The 23,650-nt window shown below is 38.2% G+C and carries 22 protein-coding genes; 13 read left to right on the top strand and 9 right to left on the bottom strand.

Going from position 1 to position 23,650, the window contains the following annotated elements; all coding sequences use genetic code 11:
* The first annotated feature begins 13 nt into the window (after positions 1-13).
* Positions 14-538 (top strand): hypothetical protein, encoded by a 525-nt coding sequence (locus AKG98_RS09165; RefSeq protein WP_067044602.1) that lies wholly within the window; start codon positions 14-16, stop codon positions 536-538.
* A 423-nt stretch (positions 539-961) separates the two neighbouring features.
* Positions 962-2,056, top strand: a complete 1,095-nt coding sequence (locus tag AKG98_RS09160) for an acyltransferase (RefSeq protein ID WP_067044599.1) — start codon at positions 962-964, stop codon at positions 2,054-2,056.
* A gap of 36 nt (positions 2,057-2,092) precedes the next feature.
* On the opposite strand, the gene AKG98_RS09155 is transcribed toward AKG98_RS09160, so the two are convergent.
* Positions 2,093-3,391: a phosphoethanolamine transferase gene (locus tag AKG98_RS09155; protein ID WP_228140264.1), complete on the bottom strand. Its 1,299-nt coding sequence runs from the start codon at positions 3,389-3,391 to the stop codon at positions 2,093-2,095.
* Between the two features lie 597 nt (positions 3,392-3,988).
* Here AKG98_RS09155 and AKG98_RS09150 point away from each other — a divergent pair.
* Together AKG98_RS09150 and AKG98_RS09145 are read left to right on the top strand one after the other, a co-directional pair.
* A complete protein-coding gene (locus AKG98_RS09150) occupies positions 3,989-5,380 on the top strand; it encodes an O-antigen ligase family protein (RefSeq protein WP_067044592.1) in 1,392 nt (463 codons plus the stop codon).
* Positions 5,381-5,559: 179 nt separating this feature from the next.
* Positions 5,560-7,599: a UvrD-helicase domain-containing protein gene (locus AKG98_RS09145; protein ID WP_228140262.1), complete on the top strand. Its 2,040-nt coding sequence runs from the start codon at positions 5,560-5,562 to the stop codon at positions 7,597-7,599.
* A 38-nt stretch (positions 7,600-7,637) separates the two neighbouring features.
* Here AKG98_RS09145 and rsmS read toward each other — a convergent pair whose 3' ends face one another.
* The 4 genes from rsmS to dinG are packed head-to-tail and all read right to left on the bottom strand — an operon-like array spanning position 7,638 to position 11,305.
* Positions 7,638-7,802 (bottom strand): pleiotropic regulatory protein RsmS, encoded by a 165-nt coding sequence (gene rsmS / locus AKG98_RS21880; protein WP_083543924.1) that lies wholly within the window; start codon positions 7,800-7,802, stop codon positions 7,638-7,640.
* A gap of 46 nt (positions 7,803-7,848) precedes the next feature.
* A complete protein-coding gene (priC, locus tag AKG98_RS09140) occupies positions 7,849-8,475 on the bottom strand; it encodes a primosomal replication protein PriC (RefSeq protein ID WP_067044586.1) in 627 nt (208 codons plus the stop codon).
* Positions 8,463-9,242 carry a TSUP family transporter gene (locus AKG98_RS09135; RefSeq protein WP_067044582.1) on the bottom strand — a complete coding sequence of 260 codons (780 nt, stop codon included), beginning with the start codon at positions 9,240-9,242 and terminating at the stop codon, positions 8,463-8,465. Before AKG98_RS09135 ends, priC begins: the two co-directional genes overlap by 13 nt.
* Entirely contained in the window at positions 9,242-11,305 is a 2,064-nt protein-coding gene (dinG, locus tag AKG98_RS09130; protein ID WP_067044579.1) for an ATP-dependent DNA helicase DinG, read from the bottom strand. Before dinG ends, AKG98_RS09135 begins: the two co-directional genes overlap by 1 nt.
* 539 nt (positions 11,306-11,844) lie before the next feature.
* Between dinG and AKG98_RS09125 the strand changes: the two genes are divergently transcribed.
* From AKG98_RS09125 to AKG98_RS09110, 4 genes are all read left to right on the top strand, one after another.
* Positions 11,845-12,543: a response regulator transcription factor gene (locus AKG98_RS09125; protein ID WP_067044576.1), complete on the top strand. Its 699-nt coding sequence runs from the start codon at positions 11,845-11,847 to the stop codon at positions 12,541-12,543.
* Positions 12,530-13,918, top strand: coding sequence for an ATP-binding protein (locus AKG98_RS09120; protein WP_067044573.1), 1,389 nt, complete (start codon positions 12,530-12,532; stop codon positions 13,916-13,918). The genes AKG98_RS09125 and AKG98_RS09120 overlap by 14 nt, the downstream gene beginning before the upstream one ends.
* Before the next feature lie 98 nt (positions 13,919-14,016).
* A complete protein-coding gene (locus AKG98_RS09115) occupies positions 14,017-15,438 on the top strand; it encodes an ATP-binding protein (protein WP_067044570.1) in 1,422 nt (473 codons plus the stop codon).
* Positions 15,439-15,552: 114 nt separating this feature from the next.
* Positions 15,553-16,941 carry an ATP-binding protein gene (locus tag AKG98_RS09110; RefSeq protein WP_083543923.1) on the top strand — a complete coding sequence of 463 codons (1,389 nt, stop codon included), beginning with the start codon at positions 15,553-15,555 and terminating at the stop codon, positions 16,939-16,941.
* A gap of 35 nt (positions 16,942-16,976) precedes the next feature.
* Here the strand turns inward: AKG98_RS09110 and AKG98_RS09105 are convergent, their stop codons facing one another.
* Both AKG98_RS09105 and AKG98_RS09100 read right to left on the bottom strand, forming a co-directional pair.
* The gene (locus tag AKG98_RS09105) at positions 16,977-18,575 is read right to left on the bottom strand and encodes an AMP-binding protein (RefSeq protein WP_067044565.1); all 1,599 of its coding nucleotides are present in this window, start codon (positions 18,573-18,575) and stop codon (positions 16,977-16,979) included.
* 256 nt (positions 18,576-18,831) lie between these two features.
* Positions 18,832-19,170, bottom strand: coding sequence for a universal stress protein UspB (locus AKG98_RS09100; RefSeq protein ID WP_067044562.1), 339 nt, complete (start codon positions 19,168-19,170; stop codon positions 18,832-18,834).
* 627 nt (positions 19,171-19,797) lie between these two features.
* Between AKG98_RS09100 and emrD the strand changes: the two genes are divergently transcribed.
* Complete coding sequence (gene emrD, locus AKG98_RS09095) at positions 19,798-21,018, top strand: multidrug efflux MFS transporter EmrD (RefSeq protein WP_067044559.1); 1,221 nt, start codon at positions 19,798-19,800, stop codon at positions 21,016-21,018.
* Between the two features lie 36 nt (positions 21,019-21,054).
* Here the strand turns inward: emrD and AKG98_RS09090 are convergent, their stop codons facing one another.
* Complete coding sequence (locus AKG98_RS09090) at positions 21,055-21,270, bottom strand: acetyltransferase (RefSeq protein WP_067044556.1); 216 nt, start codon at positions 21,268-21,270, stop codon at positions 21,055-21,057.
* 126 nt (positions 21,271-21,396) lie between these two features.
* Between AKG98_RS09090 and AKG98_RS09085 the strand changes: the two genes are divergently transcribed.
* Positions 21,397-21,987 (top strand): DUF938 domain-containing protein, encoded by a 591-nt coding sequence (locus tag AKG98_RS09085; protein WP_067044554.1) that lies wholly within the window; start codon positions 21,397-21,399, stop codon positions 21,985-21,987.
* 14 nt (positions 21,988-22,001) lie between these two features.
* Here the strand turns inward: AKG98_RS09085 and AKG98_RS09080 are convergent, their stop codons facing one another.
* A complete protein-coding gene (locus AKG98_RS09080; RefSeq protein WP_067044552.1) occupies positions 22,002-22,292 on the bottom strand; it encodes a nitrogen fixation protein NifW in 291 nt (96 codons plus the stop codon).
* A 228-nt stretch (positions 22,293-22,520) separates the two neighbouring features.
* On the opposite strand from AKG98_RS09080, the gene AKG98_RS09075 reads away from it, so the two are divergent.
* Genes AKG98_RS09075 through sodX form a run of 3 tightly spaced genes read left to right on the top strand, consistent with a single transcriptional unit; the run spans position 22,521 to position 23,548 of the window.
* Positions 22,521-22,730 carry a hypothetical protein gene (locus tag AKG98_RS09075; protein WP_067044549.1) on the top strand — a complete coding sequence of 70 codons (210 nt, stop codon included), beginning with the start codon at positions 22,521-22,523 and terminating at the stop codon, positions 22,728-22,730.
* 9 nt (positions 22,731-22,739) lie between these two features.
* Complete coding sequence (gene sodN / locus AKG98_RS09070; RefSeq protein ID WP_067044546.1) at positions 22,740-23,243, top strand: superoxide dismutase, Ni; 504 nt, start codon at positions 22,740-22,742, stop codon at positions 23,241-23,243.
* Entirely contained in the window at positions 23,237-23,548 is a 312-nt protein-coding gene (gene sodX / locus AKG98_RS09065) for a nickel-type superoxide dismutase maturation protease (protein ID WP_228140261.1), read from the top strand. The genes sodN and sodX overlap by 7 nt, the downstream gene beginning before the upstream one ends.
* Positions 23,549-23,650: the final 102 nt, after the last annotated feature.

Raw genomic sequence — 23,650 nt, 5'->3', positions numbered from 1 at the left:
TTAGGAAGGTAATATGGAACAAAACGTTGAGTTAACTGAAGCCCATGCAGAAGCTGTAACCACTATGTATACTATGTTGGCAAGTAGTTTTCCATCATCATGGAATCATAAACTTAATTCCCATCTTTTTAATATTTGGAAGCTGACGTTGGCTAATTACCCGCCAAATGCAATAATTAAAGCTGCAGAGCAGATCCCAACACTGCGCCGCAGCAATGGTTTACCTTATGACTTCCCGCCTAGTTTACCTGTGGTTGCGGATATGATCATGCGTGAGTCTATCGTATTAATGGGGCATTCTGATCACGATAAAGCCTACGAGCGTTTGTTTAAATTTAAGCGTAAGAGCCCCGCGGAACGTGCGGCTACCGGTGATAACTTTGTGTATACCCTATATCGCCAATTAAACAATTATATGGCGATGGACGCCGATAAATTCCGCCCTATTTTTACCCGCGAATATTTGAAACTGGCTGATGGTGTAACTAAAGGCAGCATTACGTTAGACGAAATACCACTGGCGATTGAGAGTAAATAAGCGTTGCTGGCTCATAGACGAACTGACTTTGATGTAGGTAGTACGTTAATCAGATAAGGAGCCTGTCGTGAACAGGCTTCTGTTAAGTCAGAAATGGAAAGTATTTAGATAATAATCAAGCACACCTGTATATAGCTTATCCGACCCACTAAAATCCACCGAAAATAGCCTTAATTCTAGTATTAGGGATAAAACTCAATAGTTTCTCAATCATATTAAGTCCCCCCAACTTGCCAGCGTTCGGTATTCAGTATTACGAGGTAATATTTATTATGTTGTAAGAACAGAAATGATCTATCATTTTAATATAGCGTAATGATAAATCAGACTAAACGAATATTTAAAGCGACGGGTTATTCTATGCAAGGGTTATGATTGTGATTTTATAATTCGACTCGTTATAATTATAAAAGGAATAAATATATGATTTGGAATGGCATCACTAAGGTAGATTCGAATATTTTAAAAGGTTTGGGTATCTTAATGATTGCGATTCATAATTTCATGCATCGCTTTCCTACCCCTAGCGAAAATGAAATGGAATTTACGTCGGGAAAAGTGTTCAATTTATTTGATATTTTATTAACTGAGCCCGCAGGTATTATTCGTGCACTATTTAGCTACTTTGGTCATTTTGGCGTGCAGATATTTATCTTTTTAAGTGCTTATGGCTTAATGAAAAAATACGCAAAAAATGAAAATAAGCTGTTATATATAAAATTTATTATCACTCGCCTTGTGAAAATTTATCCGATGTTTTTACTCGCAATCGTTTCATATTTTATTTTTATGTTCATCTTTAATGTTGTTTATAATGGTATGGGGTTTACCGAATGGTTAATCCCTCTTTCAAAACCACTTATTTTAAAATTATCGCTGCTATATAACTTTTATCCATATCAAGGTCTATCGTTAGTTGGCCCTTGGTGGTTTTTATCGTTTATTTTTCAATTTTACTTAATATTTCCATTTATGTTGGCTATGTTCAAACGATTTGGAAATATATTTTTAATCGCTATTAGTTTAGTCAGTATCGCTATTTCGTTGCTGACTAACGGTTATCTATATAGCAATGTCAGTGTTTTTATTACCGTTATCGGCCACATGCCAGTATTGTGTTTAGGGATTTATTTAGCGCAGGATAAGCCGGTTAACTTACCAAATTGGTTGTTTGGCGTGTCAATTGCAGCATTCGCCGCTGGTAATTTTAATGAGTATGCCTTCTTCGTTAGTCATTTCTTTTTTTGTATTATCTTGCTCTTTATTTTTAGCTTCATATTAAAAAACATTAAAGAGGGCAGTTTAGTGTTCAAAATATGTATGTTTTTTGGCACGATCTCAATGCCGTTATTTTTGGTTAATGGATTCTTAAGAACGCCTTGGGAAAGCATGGCCCGTGGGATAAACAATGAATTAATAACCATAGCATTGTGTTTATTGTTTTTGACAATCGCTTCGCTTTATTCGGTGTTTTTGTTGAAGGTCAATAATAAATTGCATCGTTTATTAAAACGGTAGATCAACAAGTATCGTGATGACATGGTTTAAATATCTCTATTCGGTAAAGTATATTATTTCTGAAGAGTCATTCAACGCATATTTTTCTTGCTTAATGTCTAGATTGAAAACAGATTTAGTATAATCAATTTGTGTTGCTGTAACACCTAACCATTCTGCGAAAGTATGCGGAAAATCTCTCATGAAATATGTTGTATTTTGCATGTGACTGCTGGTTTTGCTACTTGAAATAAATATAAGTGGTACTTCAAGTGCTTTTCTCTGAAATAAACTTCCCACACCATGAGATTTATATGGTTTTCTTTCTATATCCACGAGTCCGTGATCTGAAAAATATATGACTTCATAGTCTAAAGAGGTAGATTCGAGCAGAGAAACTACTTTATTTATAAAAAGACTGGTGTTTAGGATAGTATCATCATAACAGTTTTGATCATCTTTCAATTGATCTCTATAAGCATCTTCTAATTTTATTGTGTTTTTTGTTCTTTCACAAAAATCGAAATGAGAACCAATCATATGAAGAAAGTATACATTATTTGAATTACCATTTAGATGCGCTTCTAAATCCTCGATTAAAACGAAATCAGAATTTGCTTGTTCATAACTCTTATTATGAAATATGGTTAAATCTGTTCTTTTCGCAATATTAGTGATGGGGCTATCGTATATCCCAATCTGACCTTGATTAGAAAACCAGAATGTATTGAAACCAGAAAGTTTTGCTAAGTCGATAATGTTTAAGTTGTTATTGATATTTAGCTTATTATTGATGGCTAAAATTCTACTTAAGGCCATTCCGGTTTGGGGGGCTGGCGCAATTGGATCTGAAATTAACGTCATACCATGTGTTTCTTTTAGAGATTTAGTCGTCTTTCTATGATATCCATATGAAAATAAAGATGATTTTTGCACTGACTCACCAATAATAACGACATAATTTTTCTTGTCGGATGAATTTGAAACTATGATATTTTCCCATTCTGCTTTGATCGGACTATTTTCAATTTTTTTCAACTTTGAATAGGATTGTGATAGGGCAATTGGCTTTAATAAAGGCATATTGAATAAAATGTAATAGGCTCTACTCATCGGGACTAGCACAACTTCTCCCGTTGGGGAAACTGAAAATATTGAATTATTCTTGGCTTGTGATGACGATAAACCAATTAATAAAATTAGGGACGTAATTAGAACTAAATTTATTTTAAAACCACCTAGGGATTTATTTAGTCTAAATAAAATAAACGGAGTTATAATTAATTGTAACAATACAACTGATGGAATATCAATAGAATAAAATAGTTCTATAGTTTCTTTAGTATTTGTTTCCATGATACTGATGTAACTACCAAGTTCAAAGCTACCATATTGAATTTTAACAAATAGAATGACTGATGAAATTATACTTATAATGATAAATAATAATATATTTAGATATTTGGATGTAAAAACTGAAGATAAAATCAAAATGAAGAGAGTGCTAATACTGGCTTTAAGTAGAACCCCAATCATATACTTAATATTAGAATAATTTAAAATGTTACCTAAAGACGCTATATCTACAATGATGTAAATATAATATGTATAAATTAAAAAAATAGAAGCAGTTAAGTATATTCGTTTTTTAGATAAACTAAACGGTATTTTATTTAACATTAAATATATAGCCAAGTTAGCAATAACTATATCAAATATTAGACTATAACAGTTGAAGTGAAGCTCAGAATATGATCTTATTTAATCACAACAAAAGTTAACAAATCCGTGTGTAGTGGTTTATTGAAACAGGCTTCCAGTGCTAACACAAAAAGGGAACATGAGGTAAGGGGCCTATCAGATCCAAAAAAACGTATTTTTATACTTTGTTAACTTCATTTTTTTATATTCCTGCTTTACTTAGACAATGAGGTCAATAAGCAGGGATGTTTAATGATAGATCTGCATACGGTTAATCCGCGTTTACAAATATTTTTAAGCTTCATGTTAACCCTTGTTACTGGCCTATTATGGTATCAGACTAAAACTTGGTTGGTGCCTGTTGCATTTATTTTAGCGCCACTTTTTTTGATGCTTCTATTAAAGTTCCCATTTTATATTGTAATTACCTTTGTTATTTTTTCCTATTTTCGTATACACGAAGCCTTTCCGGTACTGATCCCGTTGCGTATTCCGTTGGCGTTTTCTCTCATGTCATTTTTTGTTTTGGGTTGGCATATCTATTTGACTAATAGCATCAAGGTTTATTGGTCAACGGAGCTGACATTTGTATGCTTGTTTTTGGGGTGGACTGCATTTGGCATCGCATTTGCGTATAACCGTCAGGCTGCATTTACGCTTTTTTCTGATGTAATCATTAAAGTTTGGGTCATGACAATTGCGATCTGCTGGTTGGTTCGTACTATTCACCATTTTCGTATTGCGACTTATTTATACGTGGTGGCAGGGGGTGTTGTAGGGCTAAAAGCGATTAGTAATAAGTTACAAGGTATTGGTCTGGTTGAAGGTACACGGGTGACAATTTCACGGGAATTTGGCTCATTAATTGGTGATCCGAATGACTTAGCGTTAGTACTTCTGTTCCCCATGTCTTTTACTTTATCAAACCTGTTGCAATCTAATATTGGTAAATTGCATCGGGCATTACTCGCAATGGCTTACGTTATTTTATTTTGGGCGATTATTGCTACACAAAGTCGTGGTGGGCTGATGGGGATAATGGCGGTGACTGGGTATTTTGCGGTTAAGCGAATTAAGAATAAGGTATATGTATTCGCGGGTGGTGTACTATTACTACCCATCTTAGTGATGATGGCGGGTATTTCAGGTCGTTCCTCTGGAGGTGCGGTAGAAGAAGGCATTGGTGAATCAACCATGGGGCGGATTTATGCGTGGATCGCATCATGGGAGATGGCGGTAGAAAACCCACTTACAGGGGTCGGGATAAATAATTTTTACCTTAATTATTATTTGTTTAGTCCTTTCTGGGATGGTAAAAACCACGCGGTACACAGTACGTGGTTTCAGGTTTTAGGTGAAACTGGATTTGTAGGACTAGCACTGTTCATTGCACTTATTGCTGTGATGTTTAGACAATTATGGCGGACAGAAGTGAGTAGTCGAGTGTTACTTGTGAGTGAACGTAATACGATTGTAACGTGTAATGATGGTATTTTTGCTGGGTTAGTTGCGTTTTGTGTGGCTGGTACCTTTTTGACTCAGAGCTTTACTTGGCCTTTATATATTTTATTGTCGATGAATGTGGCGCTCGCTAAGATTCTATCTGAAAAATTGGCGGCGGGCGATCTTAGTCACGCTGGTTAATAAAGTTGAAAATTTTCGATAAAGTTAACCCTACGTATTAAATAATACCAATGATTGTGCTATGTTTTCTCTATTATCTTTTATCGAGTTCATCTGCATTGCCTGATTATTCTTTTTCTACTTTTGCTCAGTTATTTGGTGCAAATTGCCGTACATTATCGTTTTGTCCCGAGGGTGCTGTGTTTACTACTAAACAGCAACAAACCTATCATTATTCTTGGACTACGTTTGAACCTAAATTGAAGCATTTCCGTGGTTCATTTTTTGATACCTTAGTACTTAATTGGGAAAGTCAGCGTGTTCGTTTAAATGGTATTGATAAGGCTGAGGTTACAGGGCTAATTGATGAGCTGTATTTTCGTGCATTAGAGGGGAAAGAAACCGAGATCCTCGAACTGTATCAACAGCTCACACAAGTGATTGAGCAGGGCTATATTTCCCATTCAAAATGGTTGGCTTTACAGACACGGTTATTACCTTGGGCTGATTGGTTTGAAATGTTACCGCAAATTAATAAGATCCCTACATCGCTTAAATTACCCTTAGCGCATTTACGTTTTTGGCAGCAAAGTAAGACCGAAAATTTAGATAAATATAATCAAGCTGTAATGAACAAGCAAAAACAAAACTATAAAACCCTATTTGATAGTCTTGAAACACACCCACTTACCGAGAAGCAACGCGATGCCTGTATTGTCGCTAATGATGCGAACTTGGTATTAGCGGGCGCTGGGTGTGGTAAAACCAGTGTCATGTTAGGGCGCTGTGCGTATTTATTAGAGTCACAGCAAGCAACGGCTGATACGATCTTAATATTGGCGTTTGCAAAAGATGCTGCACAAGAAATGAAAACGCGTTTAAAACAGCGATTGCCAAATGCGAGGGTCACAGTAAAAACATTTCATGCCTTGGCGTTGGATATTATCAAGCAAGTTGAAACGAATAAGCCGCAAGTCAGTAAGCTGGCGAACAGTGATAATGCGAAACAACAATTTTTTAAGCAAAGTATAACGACGTTGCTGATTGATGCTGACTTTAATGCATTGTTTAGTGAATATTGTTATGCCTATGTCGCTTGGTTAGGCAAGTTACCGAGTGAAAAACATGAGCAAGAAGTCGCGCGATTATTAGCAGGCAAAGGTGGGTATAAAAAACTGCTAAGCCAACTTGTCGAATTAACGATGCAGTATAAAAATACCCGCACAGTACGCGCTAAAAAAAGGCTAAATGCGTTACCTGATGCAGATTTCGCGGCATTAACACATGAAGTCGTCGTTATATTACTTGAACACTATCAAATGCATTTAGCGGAAAATAATGAGATTGATTTTGATGAGATGATCACCAAGGCAAGTGATTATGTGAGTAATGGGCAGTTTAGTTCACCTTGGCTACATATTCTTGTTGATGAATTTCAAGATATATCTCAAGCGCGAGCGAACTTAGTCAGACATCTACAGACGCAACACGACGATAGTAAATTATTCTGTGTCGGTGATGATTGGCAGGCTATTTATCAATTCGCGGGCAGTGATATCGCGGTGACAACACGCTTCAGTGATTATTTTGGTATGACGAGTACATTACCACTCGATACGACATTCCGTTTTAATGACCAGATTAGTGCTGTTGCGAGCGACTTTGTGATGGCAAACCCAGAGCAAATGAGTAAGCAAATAACAACATACAGCAAAGCAAAAAAAGCCTGTGTACAGGTTAACTACTATCAGGTTAGTGATAATAAGCGCAGCGACAATAAACAAAATGATGCGGAAACATTATTGTTAGAAAAGAAATTAAAACAAATAGCGGCGAGTGTTAAAGGCGAAGGCAAGCAAAAGTCAGTGTTATTGCTCGCTCGATTTAATTTTCAATTACCGGATAATAAGACGCTGACAGTGTTGTCCACGCAATACCCTCAGTTAACCATCAAAGCCATGACGGTGCATAGTTCGAAAGGGCAAGAAGCCGATAATGTAGTTGTATTAGCGATGGAAGCAGGCGAGTATGGTTTTCCTTGTCATAAATTCCGTCATCCCTTTGCGATGATATTACAGCCTGATGTGTCTGGTTTTCCTGATGCAGAAGAGCGCCGGTTATTTTATGTGGCATTAACACGGGCTCGTCAGCAGGTATATTTACTTTGTAATAAAAATAATCCGTCGAGCTTTGTGGAAGAATTAGTAACAGGGGACTACGCCGTTACAATTGCAAAATAGAGTGGGACTTTGTTTGATAATAAGTGCAGCTTGCAGCTCTAGCTAACGCTGCTTGTTGTTTCAGTTCCAAGTTTACGCTGAAAATCTTGCTGTACGATTGCCAATGCTTTGATCACTGTTTCTGTCGGTAGTTGGTTTTCTTCAAGTAGTTGGATGAGGTCAACGGCAAGTTTTATATGTTTTGGCGCGTTTTCTAGCGACATGATAAAGAATCCTTAATTATTTTTTAATTGGTACTGAAATATTTTATTACATAATATCTTTCTTTTGTTCATAGCGTTGTAACTGCTGGCGGACTTTTGCTGTTGCCGCCTGACAACGCTGTAATCTTTGCTTAGTTTGTTGCAGTTGAAGTGGATCGTTTTGTTGATCTATCATCGTTTGCAAACGGCGTTCATACTCTATTTGTTGTGCTAGTTTTTGATATAAATAGTGAGATTTCTGCAATAACTTCTTCGCAATAACAGCATAATTTATTTGCTCATCTTTGACTTCCCCACGCTTAAAATGACACTGCTGTAATACCCCATTAATTGCTCTAAATTGATGTGCTATTTTTTCTAATAGCACGTCTTCTATCGATAATGCATTTTCTGACGATGAACTTAGCTGCTTAGTGCTGGTTGTCTGTTTATCAAACCTCTTATCCAAATAGTGTTGTAAACGCGTCATACTCTTTTCTAATTCAGCCACATATTGCTGAATATCATGACTGTTACCGATAAATAAGCCCGGGTAGAACAAGGCGCGATCGCGTAATTTATACTTAATGGTCGTGGTATGACTGGAGTTGACTTGCTTACTCAACTCACTCAACTGTTGAATACGTTGAGCGAGTTGGTTGAGCTGTTGCTGTTGGCGAGTTATTGTAGCCATGATTGATAAGCCAGTTTACAAGCAATAATGATCACCACCGTAATAAATAATGGGCGAATGAATTTAGCGCCAAAGTGAATGGCTGTATGTGCACCAATGATCGCACCAACCATAATGGATAAACCCATGCTTAAACCCAGGTACCAATTGATGTGGCCAAGGTAAATAAAGGTCAGTAGGGAGGTGAAGTTACTGGTAAAGTTCATTGCTTTAGCAACACCAGAGGCAAACAAGATATTAAGTTTATACAGTGCCATTGTCGATACAGTCCAAAATGCACCGGTACCCGGGCCTGCTACACCATCATAAAATCCGATAATATAACCTTGAAATCCCTGCTTTTTATGTAGTGCCGGATTATCATCGGGTAAGGTTTCACCTGTGTGTTCTTGGGTCTTGCTAAAGATAGAATAGATAGCCGTAAAGATAATAATGACGGGTAATAATTTTTCTAACCAAGCGGTGCTAATGACGCTGACTACGAAGGTACCACATATGGCTCCGATGGCAGTAAACAGAAATGATCGCCACCAAAATTTAGGATTAAATAAACGCTTCTTATAGAAAGTAATTGCCGCAGCGCATGAACCAAAACTGGCAGCCAATTTATTAGTACCTAATGCAAGGTGTGGTGGTAGACCTGCACTGAGTAATGCGGGGACTGTTAATAACCCACCGCCGCCAGCAACAGCGTCGATGAAACCTGCAACCAGTGCAACGCTGCATAAAATTATAAAAACCGAAGGTTCTAAACCAAGTTCTAACATCAAAATTCTATATTTCTTTTATAAGGGGGAAGCGAATTAAGTAATGCTGGTCCATAGCGTTTACTAATAACTCGACGATCAAGTAGCGTGATTCTACCAGAGTCTTTCTCTTTTCTCAGTAATCGGCCACAAGATTGGATCAATTTTTTACTGGCTTCGGGAACTGAGACCTGCATGAATGGATTTCCACCGGATTTAGTGATCCATTCTGATTGCGCTTCTTCAACGGGTGAGGTCGGCACTGAGAATGGGATTTTAGTGATAATTAAATTTGTGAGTAGATCGCCGGGTAAATCAAGACCTTCAGATAAACTACTGGTTCCAAATAAGATACTGGTTTTATTCGCTTTCACATTTTCTGCATGTTTTTGTAATTGTTCGGTACGTGAACTTTCTTTTTGTACCAATAGCTCTAATTTTGTTGTATTACGAATAATTTCAGCGACTTGATTCATTTGACGGTACGAACTAAACAATACCAAAGATGCTTTTTTGTCCGGCAGTAAACTTGGGAGTTTTTCTGCTAATAACTCAGTGAAACCGGGCTCATTGGGTGCGAGTGCTAAGTTCGGTATATACAGCTCTGCTTGTTCAAACTCAAACGGTGAGTCGAGTCGCAGGTGCTGCGTTGATTCATCATTCAATAAGCCTACTTGGCGGCGAAAATAATTAAAGTTGCCGAGTGAGGTTAATGTTGCAGAGGTCAAGATTGCAGCGCCACATTGTGACCACAGCATGTGCTCTAGTTTACTATCAACATCAATCAAGCTCGCAGCAAAGATATGGTCGTCTTGGCGGCTGCCACTTTTCTCTACCCATTTTGCCAGTGGTGTGCCTTTTGTTTCTTTAATCAACATATTCCACACTTGATGCAGGTTCTCGATGCGTTGTAGGTAGAAGCCTACTTCGGCAATGAGTTTATTCGCTTTAACTTGTGGCAGCTGATCTTGTTTTACTTGTTCGGCAAGAATATCAACAATCTTTGCTGTTTGGCTAACGCCACGTTTGGTTTCGTGGTTCATGTTTGCTGCTAGTTCTGCTAACGCTTCTGGTAGTTCACCATCAGCAAAGCGCCAAGAATCATCACTAAATTGGCGATCATTAGCGGACATTAAACTGTGGATCTTGGTGAGTTCTTTACTGATAGTATTGATTGAACTGAGTAGTTTTGTGACCGGATCGGATATCTCACTTGAGGCGATCGCTTGCGTGAGTTGGCGCATTGATACCGCCATGGTCTGTAACCAGGCTTTTGCGCCGAGTACCGAAGCATGCGCTGACGAGAAATCACGGGTAATGCGTGGTAAATGATGCGCTTCATCCAGTACGTAATAACAGTCTTCTGGTTTTGGTAGAATAATGCCACCACCAAGCTCTAAATCAGCTAATAATAACGCGTGATTTACAATAAGTACGTCACATTGGTCTAAGGCTTCACGTGCTTTATGAAAAGGGCAATTACGGTGTGCGCTAAATGATTTACTGCAACTGTGACGGTCTGAAACAATTAATTGCCAAATATCGTCGGGGATCTGGGTTGGCCAACTGTCGATATCGCCTTTCCATTTACCTGCAGCGTAAGCCGTAAACATGCGCTTGATAAGCTGTAAATCACGTTTTTTAGGGACGGTTGCTAAGTCAGCAAGCAGTTCTATTTGGTCATCTGCTTGCGAAAGCATGGCGAGTTTTTGTTCACAGCAATAACGCTGACGACCTTTTACTAATGCAAACTCAAATTTAAGCCCTGACTGACGGCGAAAGAAAGGCAGCTCTTTGTGCAAAAGCTGCTCTTGTAATGCAATGGTGGCGGTTGAAATGACTAGGGTCTTTTTCGCTTCGGTGGCGAGTGGGATCCCTGCAATCAAATAAGCTAATGATTTACCTGTACCAGTGCCAGCTTCAGCAATAATCAAACGACGATTCTTATCAAAATTACCCGCGAGGGTTTTTGCCATTTCTGCCACCAGAATATTTTGTGATCGTCGGACAGCAAAGTCAGGTAGTGAATCGCGGATGTTCTGATAAACATCACGAATAGCTTGTTTACTCTTATCTGAAAGCATGTTTACTCTTATCTGAAGCATGCTTACTGTTTCTGCAAGCACTATTTAAAGCCAAGGTTATTAGTATGCATTTTAGCGCAATTATTAAATCTGTATAGATATTAAGTAGAGGAACACTGATAAATTTACAGTAGTTTATAAAAATATCGATTAGCTGCTTGATTACTACTGACAAAACTGACAAAACTGACAAATTATAGACTGAAATATTATTTTTTTTTTAATATGATTGCGTTGTTATTAATACCTCATAGTGCACAGGCGTTCATATGAATAAATTAGTTAGTATCACAGTATTGTTAGGGTTATTATTTGATCGCTATACTTGGGTTATACCGAAAAATAACAATATTTGCAGTCGATACGTTTAACGGGTACAAATAATAGCCATATCTTAGGAAATAACCGCAATGGTACTGATAAACTGATGAATATTCATACTATTGAATTTAATGATAGTGAACTAAACTTACCTAACGCTTAAGCGTTTTCTTATCTTGTATTTTACTTATTTATAATGACATAAGGTTTCTTTGAACATGTTAGAAGATGGAAAAAAACACATTTTGATTGTTGAAGATGATTTAGAGATTTGTCGTCTTCTCGACATGTTTTTACGTACTAAAGGATACCAAGTATCACTCAGTAATAGTGGTACCGAGGGGCTTGCGGATATAGTTCGATTACAACCAGATCTCGTGGTATTAGATATTATGATGCCGGGTATGAACGGTATTGAAGTGTGTAAGCAAAGTCGTGAAACGTATACGGGGCCTATTATTATGCTTACCGCTTGCAGTGAAGAGATATCTGAGATTGCCGCGTTGGATACGGGCGCTGATGGTTATTTACATAAACCGTTGCGCCCGCATATTTTACTCTCTCATATTGAAGCATTGTTGCGCCGCGGAAAAAGAAGTAAGAAAAACGATAATGCGTTAAGTCATACGGGTACGTTAACGATAGATACATTGAAACGTTTGGTTACCCGTAATAATGAAGAGATTATCTTAACCGGTGCAGAATATGAAATGTTGGAATATTTAGCAAAACAAGCAGGAATAATTGTTAGCCGTGATGAGTGTTACCAAGCGTTAAAAGGGGTTGAATTTGATGGTTTGGATAGAGCGCTAGATATGCGCTTATCCAGTTTACGTAAAAAGATAAAAGATGATGTTGCCCCGTATCAAATTATTAAAACAATCCGTTGTAAGGGCTACCTATTTGTTAAGCAATAATATATTTACGAATTTCAATCGAGTAATAAACCGTAATACGGCTCATACGCTTTTTTTTAAGCTGTATCTCAGTATTACTACTGTTATCATTGGTAGCATAGTATTATTTGTAATCATCATTTACAATTATTTTAGCTATGTTGAATTTGTACACAATGCTAATTTTTCTGCACGTTTACTGAATGATTTTGAGGAAGGTAGTGAACGCTGGGATATGGAAGTGGATCTGTTAAGCCAGTTCACGGGTTTTTCAATTCAAACGTTATCTGCGAAAGCAGTATTAGAATATCACCAACAACATCAATTATTGGATGTTATTGATATGGATAATGATACTCCACCTTTACCCATTGGTATTGGTCGGGGCGGCGTGCATGTATATGATAACGATAATGATAAACGCTTGGCTGTAATCATCCCGTCTCATGACAAGTCACTGCTCATTATTGATACTATTTCTAGTATGGACGCCCCCATGGATGGGCCTGATTACGATGATTCTGAATTTTTATTATTAGGCTTGATCTTTTTGAGTATCGCATTCGTGCTGTATTTCGCTGTGAAAAATATATCCGATCATGTTTATAAATTGAGTTTGGCAAGTCTGGCATTAGCAAATGGTCAGCTTGATACAAGGGTTGACGATAAGATACCCGCCCCCTTAAATCAAATGGCGGTAAGTTTTAATAAGATGGCGATATCCTTGCAGTACTCACAGCATCAACAAAAGGTTATGGCCAATGCAATTGCGCATGAGTTACGGACACCGTTAACGCGAATTCAATTAGTGATGGGATTATTAAGTGATGAAGAACATAGTACATATACGACTGAACTACATAATGATTTAAGTCGCTATACGGTTGAGATGGAAGCGTTGGCCAATGATATTTTGATGTTACAAACGATCGAACATAAACCTTCTTCGGCACATCAAATAGTCGATTTAAGTGAGTTGATGCAATCACGTGAAATTGAGTTTCAACGCCAATATCCTCATGTATTGCTTTCTTCATATATCGATGTGCTTGAGGTAGATGCAAATCCTCGTTACCTGCAACTTATTGTTGATAATTTGGTGAAAAATGCGTGTTTATATGCGGATTCAACCGTCAAGCTTAGCCTGAAAAGTGATCCTGAGTATTTCAGTATTGTTGTTGAAGATGATGGGGAAGGTATTTCGCCATTACAGCGTGAACAAGTATTGGATGCCTTTACACGCTTAGATAACAGCCGAAGTCGGCAAACGGGTGGTTTTGGCTTAGGTTTAGCGATTGTAAGTACGATAGTTAAAACAATGAAGGCAGAGATTAATATTGGCACTAGTGAGTTGGGTGGCGCTATGTTTGTCGTTAAGTTTAAGCTCGACGTTTAATTTAGAGGTTGTGGTTTAACGATCCTTAAAGTCTAGCTGTAGTGGTCGGGTTATTCCCGTATCAAATCATTAAACAAGCTATTGTAAGGGCTACTTATTTGTTAAGCAATCATATATTTACGAATCTCAATCGAGTAATAAACCGTAATACGGCTCATACGCTTTTTTTTAAGCTGTATATCAGTATTACCGCTGTTATTATCGGTAGCATTGTCATTGTTTCGATATTCATGGATTACTACTACGATAATCTTAGTGATGTTGGATTTGTGCACGATGCTAGCTTTGCCGCCACATTACTTGATGACTTTATCGAAGATAGTGACCGTTGGAATATGGAGGTCGACTTGTTGAGTCGATTTACCGGATTTACTATTGAAAAGATCTCGATTAAAAACGCATTGGCGTATCATCAAAAGCATGAGTTGTTGGACGAAATTGATATAAAGCAAGATAAACACTATCCACCATTACCTGCTGGGATTGGGAAGTGGGGCGTATATGTATACAGGCATGAAGAAGAAAGTGGACGTCTTGCTGTGATCCTTCCACATCATGAAGGGCTATTGCTTATTATTAACCGTTTAGAAAATATTTACCCGATAAATGGTCCAGATGATTGGGATGATGATGATGATAATGATGCCTCACTGTTTTTACTCGGTTTTATCTTTTTGAGTATCGCATTAGTGTTGTATTCCTCAGTAAAAACTATATCTGATCATGTTTATCGCTTGAGCTCAGCGAGTTTAGCCTTAGCAAATGGGCAGTTAGATACGCGAGTTGACGATAAAATACCTGCCCCGTTAAACCAGATGGCGGCAAGCTTTAATGAGATGGCGACATCCTTGCAGTACTCACAGCATCAACAACAGGTTATGGCCAATGCAATTGCGCATGAGTTACGCACACCGTTAACGCGAATACAATTAGTGATGGGATTATTAAGTGATGAAAAACATAGTACATATACGACTGAACTACATAATGATTTAAGTCGCTATACGGTTGAGATGGAAGAGTTGGCCAATGATATTTTGATGTTACAAACGATCGAACATAAACCTTCTTCGGCACATCAAATAGTCGATTTAAGTGAGTTGATGCAATCACGTGAAATTGAGTTTCAACGCCAATATCCTCATGTATTGCTTTCTTCAGATATCGATGTGCTTGAGGTAGATGCAAATCCTCGTTACCTGCAACTTATTGTTGATAATTTGGTGAAAAATGCGTGTTTATATGCGGATTCAACCGTCAAGCTTAGCCTTAAAAATGATCCTGCGTATTTCAGTATTGTTGTTGAAGATGATGGGGAAGGTATTTCGCCATTACAACGTGAACATGTACTGGATGCCTTTACACGCTTAGATAACAGCCGAAGTCGGCAAACGGGTGGTTTTGGCTTAGGTTTAGCGATTGTAAGTACGATAGTTAAAACAATGAAGGCAGAGATTAATATTGGCACCAGTGAGTTGGGTGGCGCTATGTTTGTCGTTAAGTTTAAGCACGACGTTTAATTTAGAGGTTGTGGTTTAATGATCCTTAAAGTCTAGTCGTAGTGGTCGGGCTATTCCCGTATCAAATCATTAAAACAAACCGTTGTAAGGGTTACCTATTTGTTAAGTAATAATATGTTTACTAATCTTAATCGAATAATAAACCGTAATACGGCACATACGCTTTTTTTTAAACTGTATATCAGTATTACCGCCGTTATTATTGGCAGTATTGTGTTTGTTACTATGTTGATGAATTATTATGACGATACTGATGTTGGGTTTATACATGACGTTAGTTTTACGGCAGCGTTACTCGATGATTTTGTCGAAGATAGTGACCGTTGGAACATGGCGGTGGAATCACTGAATAAACTCACTGGTTTTACTATTAAAAAAATGACCGTTAAACAAGCGTTTGATTATCAGCAGCAGCATGAATTATTATACGTAATCAATCTTAACAAGGAGAGCGACGCTCCGCCTTTACCAGCTGAAATTGGTAAGATAGAGGTATATTTACATACCGAAGAAGAAAATGATCTTCTTGCCGCGGTACTCCCGCACGATGATGGTTTGTTACTTATCATTGACAATCCTGAAATGATTTATCCTACGGGTGGTCTAGAAGATTGGGAAGATAGTGGGCCAGAACTATTTCTATTGGGTTTTATCTTCTTGAGTATCGCATTAGTCTTGTATTCCTCAGTAAAAACTATATCTGATCATGTTTATCGCTTGAGTTCAGCGAGTTTAGCCTTAGCAAATGGGCAGTTAGATACGCGAGTTGACGATAAAATACCAGCCCCGTTAAACCAGATGGCAGCAAGTTTTAATGAGATGGCGATATCCTTGCAGTACTCACAGCATCAGCAACAAGTTATGGCCAATGCAATTGCGCATGAGTTACGCACACCGTTAACGCGTATTCAATTAGTGATGGGGTTATTAAGTGATGACGTGCATAGTACATATACGACTGAATTACATAGTGATTTAAGTCGTTATACGGTTGAAATGGAAGAGTTGGCCAATGATATTTTGATGTTGCAAACGATTGAAAATAAACCTTCATCGGCACATCAAATCGTCGATTTAAGTGAGTTGATGCAATCACGTGAAATTGAATTTCAACGCCAATATCCTCATGTATCGCTTTCTTCAGATATCGATACGGTTAGGGTCGATGCAAACCCTCGTTACCTGCAACTTATAGTTGATAACTTGGTGAAAAATGCGTGTTTATATGCGGATTCAACCGTCAAGCTTAGCCTTAAAAATGATCCTGCGTATTTCAGTATTGTTGTTGAAGATAATGGGGAAGGTATTTCGCCATTACAACGTGAACATGTATTGGATGCTTTTACGCGTTTAGATAACAGCCGAAGTCGGCAAACGGGTGGTTTTGGCTTAGGTTTAGCGATTGTAAGTACGATAGTTAAAACAATGAAGGCGGAGATTAATATTGGCACCAGTAAGTTGGGTGGCGCTATGTTTGTCGTTAAGTTTAAGCACTCAAACTGAAGTTGAGTACTTAAACTAAAAATAGCTTTCGTTATTTATACGGTACGTAATTCACGACGTAAAATCTTACCTACGGCTGTTTTTGGTAATTCATCTATAAATACAATCTGCTTAGGCACTTTGTATGCGGTTAAGAAATTTTTACAATGTGAAATAACATCTTCTTCAGCAAGGTCTTGGTTTTGTTGTGATTTGACGATAAATGCTTTAACGGCTTCACCTGTTTTTTCCAGTGGTACGCCAATCACAGCTGCTTCTTGGATCCCCGCGTGGTTAGATAAAATCTCTTCGACCTCATTAGGGTAAACGTTAAAACCCGACACAATGATCATGTCTTTTTTACGGTCAACGATTTTGTAATACCCATTATCAAGTCGCTCTGCAATATCACCAGTTTTGAAGTAACCATCACTTGTCATTACTTCTGCTGTTGCATCATCACTACGCCAGTATCCTTGCATTACCTGTGGACCGCGAACGGCTAATTCACCAGCCTCTCCAGGCGCTACTTCTTTATCACTTTCATCAAGCAGTTTAATCTCTGTCCCTGGTACGGCAGATCCAATCGAACCAATCAAAGTTTGCCCTGGTAGGTTAAAAGTAACTACCGGTGCTGTTTCAGATAATCCATAGCCTTCACAGATATCGCATCCGGTTACTTCTTTCCATAGCTTCGCGGTTGAGCTCGTTAATGCTGTACCACCAGAAGTCGTAATTCTTAATTGACTGAAATCGAGATCTCTAAATTCAGGGAGAGAACATAAGCCTACGAATAAAGTATTAAGACCTGAAATCGCAGTGAATTTGACGGTCTTAATTGAATTAATAAAACCAACCATGTCACGTGGATTTGGAATCAATACTGAGTGAGCACCAGTGCTGAAGTACAGCAGTAGGGTGATATTAAATGCGTAAATATGATAAAGCGGGAGTGGTGATACAAGAATTTCTTCACCTTCAGTAATCAAGTTGGATAAACGACCCTTGGTTTGAAATGTATTACTTAATACATTGCTGTGACTTAGCATTGCGCCTTTTGATAAACCAGTCGTGCCACCTGTGTATTGTAAAACGGCTAAATCATCAAGATTACAAGTAACAGGTTGATAAGCGCTGTTTTCACCTAGGGCAATTGCATCGAGTAGTGAAATAGTATCTAGCTGCGTCGAGCCTTGTTCTTGTGGCGCAAGTAAATCGGCTGCATGCGTTGTGATCACTGTTCTGATGTTGGTATCAGGCAGGACTTTTTCTGCTACAGGGAGTAGATCTGATAGGATAACTAATGCAGTGGCTTCTGAGTTATTAAACTGGTGTAACATTTCTCTTGGTGTGTAAAGTGGGTTGGTATTGACTAATACTAATCCTGCACGTGTGGCACCATAAGCTACAATTGGAAATTGAGTGATGCTGGGTAACTGAATTGCAATTTTATCACCGGGTTTTAGATCAGTATGATTTTGTAAATAAGATGCAAATGCGGCAGAAAGTCGATCAATTTCTTTAAAGGTAAGTGTTTTTCCTAAGCAAGTATACGCTGGTTTATCAGCAAATTTTTCACATGTTTGTTGTATCAAATCTGCAATACAATTGATTCCATTCAATTCGATTTTTTCTACAGCGGCATTCGATAACATATAATTCTTCCTATCTATTAAGTTGTGTTGTGAATGTAAGGTGAAACCTAGTTTTGAAATTTGTTGCTACATACCCGTTACAAACGGGTTATTTAACCTGAAATTATTTGAATAATAAACTCAAACGCTTGTATGATTTATTATATTACTGTTGAATTTATGGATTACTACGATCAAAGCGATGTTTTTATAAATAGATTAACTGCAATCATCAATGGTACTGCAGTAAATTTAGATAATATTTGTACTTGGGCACTTATAAATCGAGGTACATCAACACTGGAATTAGAATAATATTAAAAACGACGAGGTAAGTTGCCAAGGTAAATATCTTTTTAACCTTGTTACAACGATAGATAAAGTATTCATCAAAATGATGTAGATGTTCATCACGGCGAATATAATGGAACAGTTGCATCTGCTTGCTGTAATTACCTTCGGTACTGAAAAATATGCGCCCATTAACACGTTGGTAAAGCAGCGGATCAATATCTTTCATGCGATATAGCAAGCAGCGTAATGATGATACTGCCCGTGCGATATTAACTAGAGTAATAATAGAGAAGGCGATAAAGATTAGATCACTATTATTCATACTATCTCCTCAGTGACGGCTTTCATTGTACCTAACTGATAATCCATCTTACTTTAATGAGTTTAATATAAATTCTAGTTTTCGGTAGGCATAAACCAGAAAAGCCGCGTTAATTTTGCTTAATCGTATTAGTGATGGTAAATATTTTTGAATTGAGTTCAGATTGTGATTGCTGTGCTGCAATTGTAAAACGGTAATTTCCTATTATCGGGTTATACCAGCGCGCTTGGTAGATCCCCATAGCCATGCCGATTGATGCGATAGTGGCGGTATTAAGTTAAGCTTTTTTTATGGTTGAGCATGCTGGCAAACAAAGTGTGATGACCAAGAAAACGAGGTTGAAGTAATTAAAAACTAGTGAGATATGCGACGTTGATAAATATATGTTTATCCATTAGTTAAACTAATGTTTTAGTGCGTAAAAAGTACGGTGTTAATACTTCTTTTTTACTTGCTCTGTGGTGGTTTCAAGATTATTATGCCGCTTGAAGTGCAGAGTAAGATATTGCATATATGGATTTAGCCTGTCACCAATCTTTTCATTATCAATCAAACTAGAGTTTAACTCTATAATCTACGGTTTTTAGTCATAAATCCCGATTTTTATTCGTAACTTATTGTGAGGGTATGGTTGTGCGTCAACAATCGTCTTCTGCCAACATGGCAAAATTACTATTTCTAATTATTATTCTGACCGCTGTTGGGCAAATGACACAAACGATGTATGTGCCATCTATCGCAGCAATGGCAAGCGATTTTGCTGTACAGCCCACGTATTTACAAGCTGTGATGGCCGCTTATTTGATCCCTTATGGGTTATCACAGTTTGTCTATGGACCATTGTCGGATCGTATCGGTCGACGTCCGGTGATCATCGTGGGGATGCTGATATTTTTACTCGGTACGTTAGGCGCGCTGTTTGCATCGTCTTTTGAACTGTTTCTATTGGCAAGCTTTATTCAAGGTACTGGTACGGGCTGTGCAGGTGCTATGTCGCGGACGGTAACGCGTGATTGTTATGATGGGGCATCATTACACAAAGCAAATAGCTTAGTGAGTATGGGCGTGATTTTTTCACCTTTACTTGCACCTGTGGTTGGTGGTTATCTGTCAATGGCGTTTGATTGGCATGCCAGTTATGTGTTTCTACTGATTTTTGGTGCCTTGGTTACATTAGCTATGTTTGTGATGTTTGATGAAACATTGCCCAAAGAAAATCGTCGTAATGAACGCGTTTGGACAAGTTATAGTTATGTGCTGAGTAATCGCCAATTTCAGGGGTATGTATTTTGCTTGATCGCAACATTTGCGGGTATTGCCGTATTTGAAGCGGCAGCTGGGGTATTACTCGGCAGCGTGTTAAAACTCGATCCAACGACAGTAAGCTGGTTGTTTGTATTGCCACTGCCGGGATATTTGCTGGGTGCGTGGTTATCAGCCACATTAACAGCGCGTATCGGTCAACGTCATCTATTTAATATTGGCATGGCGACACTGATCATTGGGGCCTTGATTATCTTTATACCGGGTATGGCTGGACTTGTTACTGTGGTATCGCTGATTGGTGGTGGGTTTGTGTCGTTTATTGGTGCTGGCATTATATTCCCTGCAGCAACGACAGCGGCTATTCAACCTTTCCCACATCACGCAGGTACAGCGGGCGCTATTTTAGGGGGCATGCAAAATTTAGGCGCAGGTCTTGCGACGCTAGCTGCATCTTTAATGGGCGCAAAGGATCAATTTAACCTTGGTTCTGTGATGTTAGTGACTGCTGTTCTGGTTGTGATGAGCTTACTTTGGGTTCGTCGTCGTTTCGCGAATGACGCAGCAATGACACCGAGTTTATAAATGAATGAAATGGGAACAGGGATGTTCCCGTTTGAATTAATGCTCATGTTCTCGATAATGAGGATCGGTCCAGCAGCGCGGTAGTTCTTCACCTGATAGAAAAATGAGATCTGATTTCTTAAATGATTCAGGGTCTTGTTGTTCTTCACCTACCTGATAACGGCCCAATACAGTATCGTGGAATAGATTAGTGAGATCATCTTGTCCTATTACTTCTATCATGTCGTTATTGCTTCTATGTTTAAAAAACATAATTCGCTCCACTCATTAGCTGTTTCCTCCTAGTAAAGTATAGCTTGCGATAACCTTTTATTTTCATTATCAGTTAAACTGCTAATACGAGTAATCATGGTCATGGACAACGGATGCAGGTGGAATATGACAAAACCGTTCTCACAATCTTGTGAAAATAATAAACACGCTATTTTAAGTGTACTCACTGGTGAGTTCATTCAACCCCAGCGCGTATTGGAAATTGGTACGGGAAGTGCACAACATGCTGTGTATTTTGCGGCTAAGTTACCGCATCTTACTTGGCAAACAAGTGATTTAATCTGTAATCATGCTGGTATACACAGTTGGTTAGACTGTGTGTCGTTGGTTAATTTACAGCGCCCTTTATGCTTAGATCTAAACCAGCCTTGGCCGATTGAAAAAGTGGCTGGTATTTTTACTGCGAATACTTTACATATTGTCAGCTGGCCCTTAGTTAAACGTTTCTTTCAAGGTGTTGGTGAACATTTGTCATCAGCTGGGAAACTGTGTATCTACGGCCCATTTAATTATCAGGGACAATTTACCAGTCAAAGTAATGCTGATTTTGACGTGTGGTTAAAGAATATTGATGCGGAGCGTGGTATCCGCAATATTGAAGCGATTAACAAGCTTGCAAATGAACAAGGACTCACATTAATACATGATCATGCTATGCCAGCTAATAATCGTTTATTAGTGTTCGTGAAGTCTTAGCTTTCGCTAACAGATTAACGTCTTTCACAAGAGGTGCAGCCACGACAAGCTGAGCGTGTTTTACTGCTGCGGTCTAGTCGGGCACGCTGCACTTTACAATAGGCATTCTTTAAACAGCGACGATAATCAAACCAATCCTGTGGTTTTGTTAAGAGCACATAACCGTTAAAACGTTTAAGCAGATCACCTTGCCATTCATGCATCAAGCCACTGTCGAAGCCAATATCAAAAAAGTGTAATAACGCCGAGATACTCGTTAATTGTTTTAATTTGTCTTCAATGCTGGTGGCGGGTGCTGTTGGCATGGCTATATGTATCTTAACTGGTTGTGGTGACGGTGAATTATGACAGTACACATTTTCTCATGTTGCTTGGTGAGCGTAAATGTAAATCAGAGGTTTGATTGAAGTAGATCAAAATAAATATTCTATCCGAGCATTTAGTATTATCTAAAAAATGCTTTACTTAATAATGATTATCAAATATAAATAAGAATTATTATCATTTGTAAATCATAATTAAACAGGATGTTTATGACTCAATCTTTCACCACCCATAAAATATTGACCGTGTTAACTCTTACTTTAGCGAGCCCGATGGTTTTGGCGCATTCAGGACATGATCATAGCGATCCACTTTCAGGATTAATTCATTTACTTTGGATTGCACCTGTTGTGTTAGCTGCTGGATATGCAGTATTTGCTATTCGTCGTGCTAATCGCATTAAATCAACGGAAAAATAAGGGAACAGTATGTTATTTAAATTAGTCTCGGCAATGGATAAGAAATTGTCATTTAGTCAGGTATCTGCGCATTGTGATATTCCATGCAAGATTTATGATCCTATCTCGGCGCAGTTAGCTGTACTCACAATGATACGTATGGTTGATTTATTGGATGAGTTTGGCTGTAAAGATTCTTTCAGCTTAAATGATCAAGCGCAATTTGGACGTTTAATTACCGAGAAAGAAGTGCATGGTTTAAAAGTGAAAGAAGAAATCCGCGTTATTTGGGGGGATTATATTAAACAGCCGCAACTAGAACAGTTTCCTGAACTACACGAGTTGACCCATAGTATTATGCTCGCAGCATCTAAAGCTAAGCAACATATAGATAAAGATGCGACACTGGACTTATTAGAAAAAGTAAATCGATTTGCCGAAATATTTTGGGCAACAAAAGGTGTAGACACATTTACCGCTACATCACCGTACCCACCAGCGCAACAACTTGTTTATCCTAAACTCGATTGCTAGGTTTTCATATTAGCCGAGTTCGGGGGACGAGTATGTCATCTTGTATTCCCGAAGGAAGTTATGTCTTGGTTAACTGTTGGCATTCTCTGCTATCGGTAAGACCAGGACGAATTATTAAGGTTCGCCATAACCGTTATGGCGATATTATAAAAACCCTTGATCATATTGATGAACAAGGGTTTTTATGGTTACGTGGTGAACATAAAAGCAGTATATCTACGCTTGACATGGGGCCTGTTAATCATCATCAAGTGATTGGTATTGTTAGTTTTGTTATTCGGTCTACACCTAAAGTAGCACTTTAGCACACACTTAAAGTATTAAATGATAATAATTCTCATTTGTATTGAGAAGTTGTTTATTCCTTGTTAGTATTATCGGTATTGGATTAATAACAAGGAATAAAC

Origin of the sequence: Moritella sp. JT01, assembly GCF_001574435.1 — a bacterium.
Classification (GTDB): domain Bacteria; phylum Pseudomonadota; class Gammaproteobacteria; order Enterobacterales; family Moritellaceae; genus Moritella.
This window is presented reverse-complemented; position numbering and strand designations above follow the sequence as displayed.

Excerpts from the sequence above, each read along its gene's own strand:
- AKG98_RS09165 (WP_067044602.1), top strand. The coding sequence starts at position 14 with ATGGAACAAAACGTTGAGTTAACTGAAGCCCATGCAGAAGCTGTAACC.
- AKG98_RS09160 (WP_067044599.1), top strand. The coding sequence starts at position 962 with ATGATTTGGAATGGCATCACTAAGGTAGATTCGAATATTTTAAAAGGT.
- AKG98_RS09155 (WP_228140264.1), bottom strand. The coding sequence starts at position 3,391 with ATGGAAACAAATACTAAAGAAACTATAGAACTATTTTATTCTATTGAT.
- AKG98_RS09150 (WP_067044592.1), top strand. The coding sequence starts at position 3,989 with ATGATAGATCTGCATACGGTTAATCCGCGTTTACAAATATTTTTAAGC.
- rsmS (WP_083543924.1), bottom strand. The coding sequence starts at position 7,802 with ATGTCGCTAGAAAACGCGCCAAAACATATAAAACTTGCCGTTGACCTC.
- priC (WP_067044586.1), bottom strand. The coding sequence starts at position 8,475 with ATGGCTACAATAACTCGCCAACAGCAACAGCTCAACCAACTCGCTCAA.
- AKG98_RS09135 (WP_067044582.1), bottom strand. The coding sequence starts at position 9,242 with ATGTTAGAACTTGGTTTAGAACCTTCGGTTTTTATAATTTTATGCAGC.
- dinG (WP_067044579.1), bottom strand. The coding sequence starts at position 11,305 with ATGCTTTCAGATAAGAGTAAACAAGCTATTCGTGATGTTTATCAGAAC.
- AKG98_RS09125 (WP_067044576.1), top strand. The coding sequence starts at position 11,845 with ATGTTAGAAGATGGAAAAAAACACATTTTGATTGTTGAAGATGATTTA.
- AKG98_RS09110 (WP_083543923.1), top strand. The coding sequence starts at position 15,553 with ATGTTTACTAATCTTAATCGAATAATAAACCGTAATACGGCACATACG.
- AKG98_RS09105 (WP_067044565.1), bottom strand. The coding sequence starts at position 18,575 with ATGTTATCGAATGCCGCTGTAGAAAAAATCGAATTGAATGGAATCAAT.
- AKG98_RS09100 (WP_067044562.1), bottom strand. The coding sequence starts at position 19,170 with ATGAATAATAGTGATCTAATCTTTATCGCCTTCTCTATTATTACTCTA.
- emrD (WP_067044559.1), top strand. The coding sequence starts at position 19,798 with ATGGTTGTGCGTCAACAATCGTCTTCTGCCAACATGGCAAAATTACTA.
- AKG98_RS09090 (WP_067044556.1), bottom strand. The coding sequence starts at position 21,270 with ATGTTTTTTAAACATAGAAGCAATAACGACATGATAGAAGTAATAGGA.
- AKG98_RS09085 (WP_067044554.1), top strand. The coding sequence starts at position 21,397 with ATGACAAAACCGTTCTCACAATCTTGTGAAAATAATAAACACGCTATT.
- AKG98_RS09080 (WP_067044552.1), bottom strand. The coding sequence starts at position 22,292 with ATGCCAACAGCACCCGCCACCAGCATTGAAGACAAATTAAAACAATTA.
- AKG98_RS09075 (WP_067044549.1), top strand. The coding sequence starts at position 22,521 with ATGACTCAATCTTTCACCACCCATAAAATATTGACCGTGTTAACTCTT.
- sodN (WP_067044546.1), top strand. The coding sequence starts at position 22,740 with ATGTTATTTAAATTAGTCTCGGCAATGGATAAGAAATTGTCATTTAGT.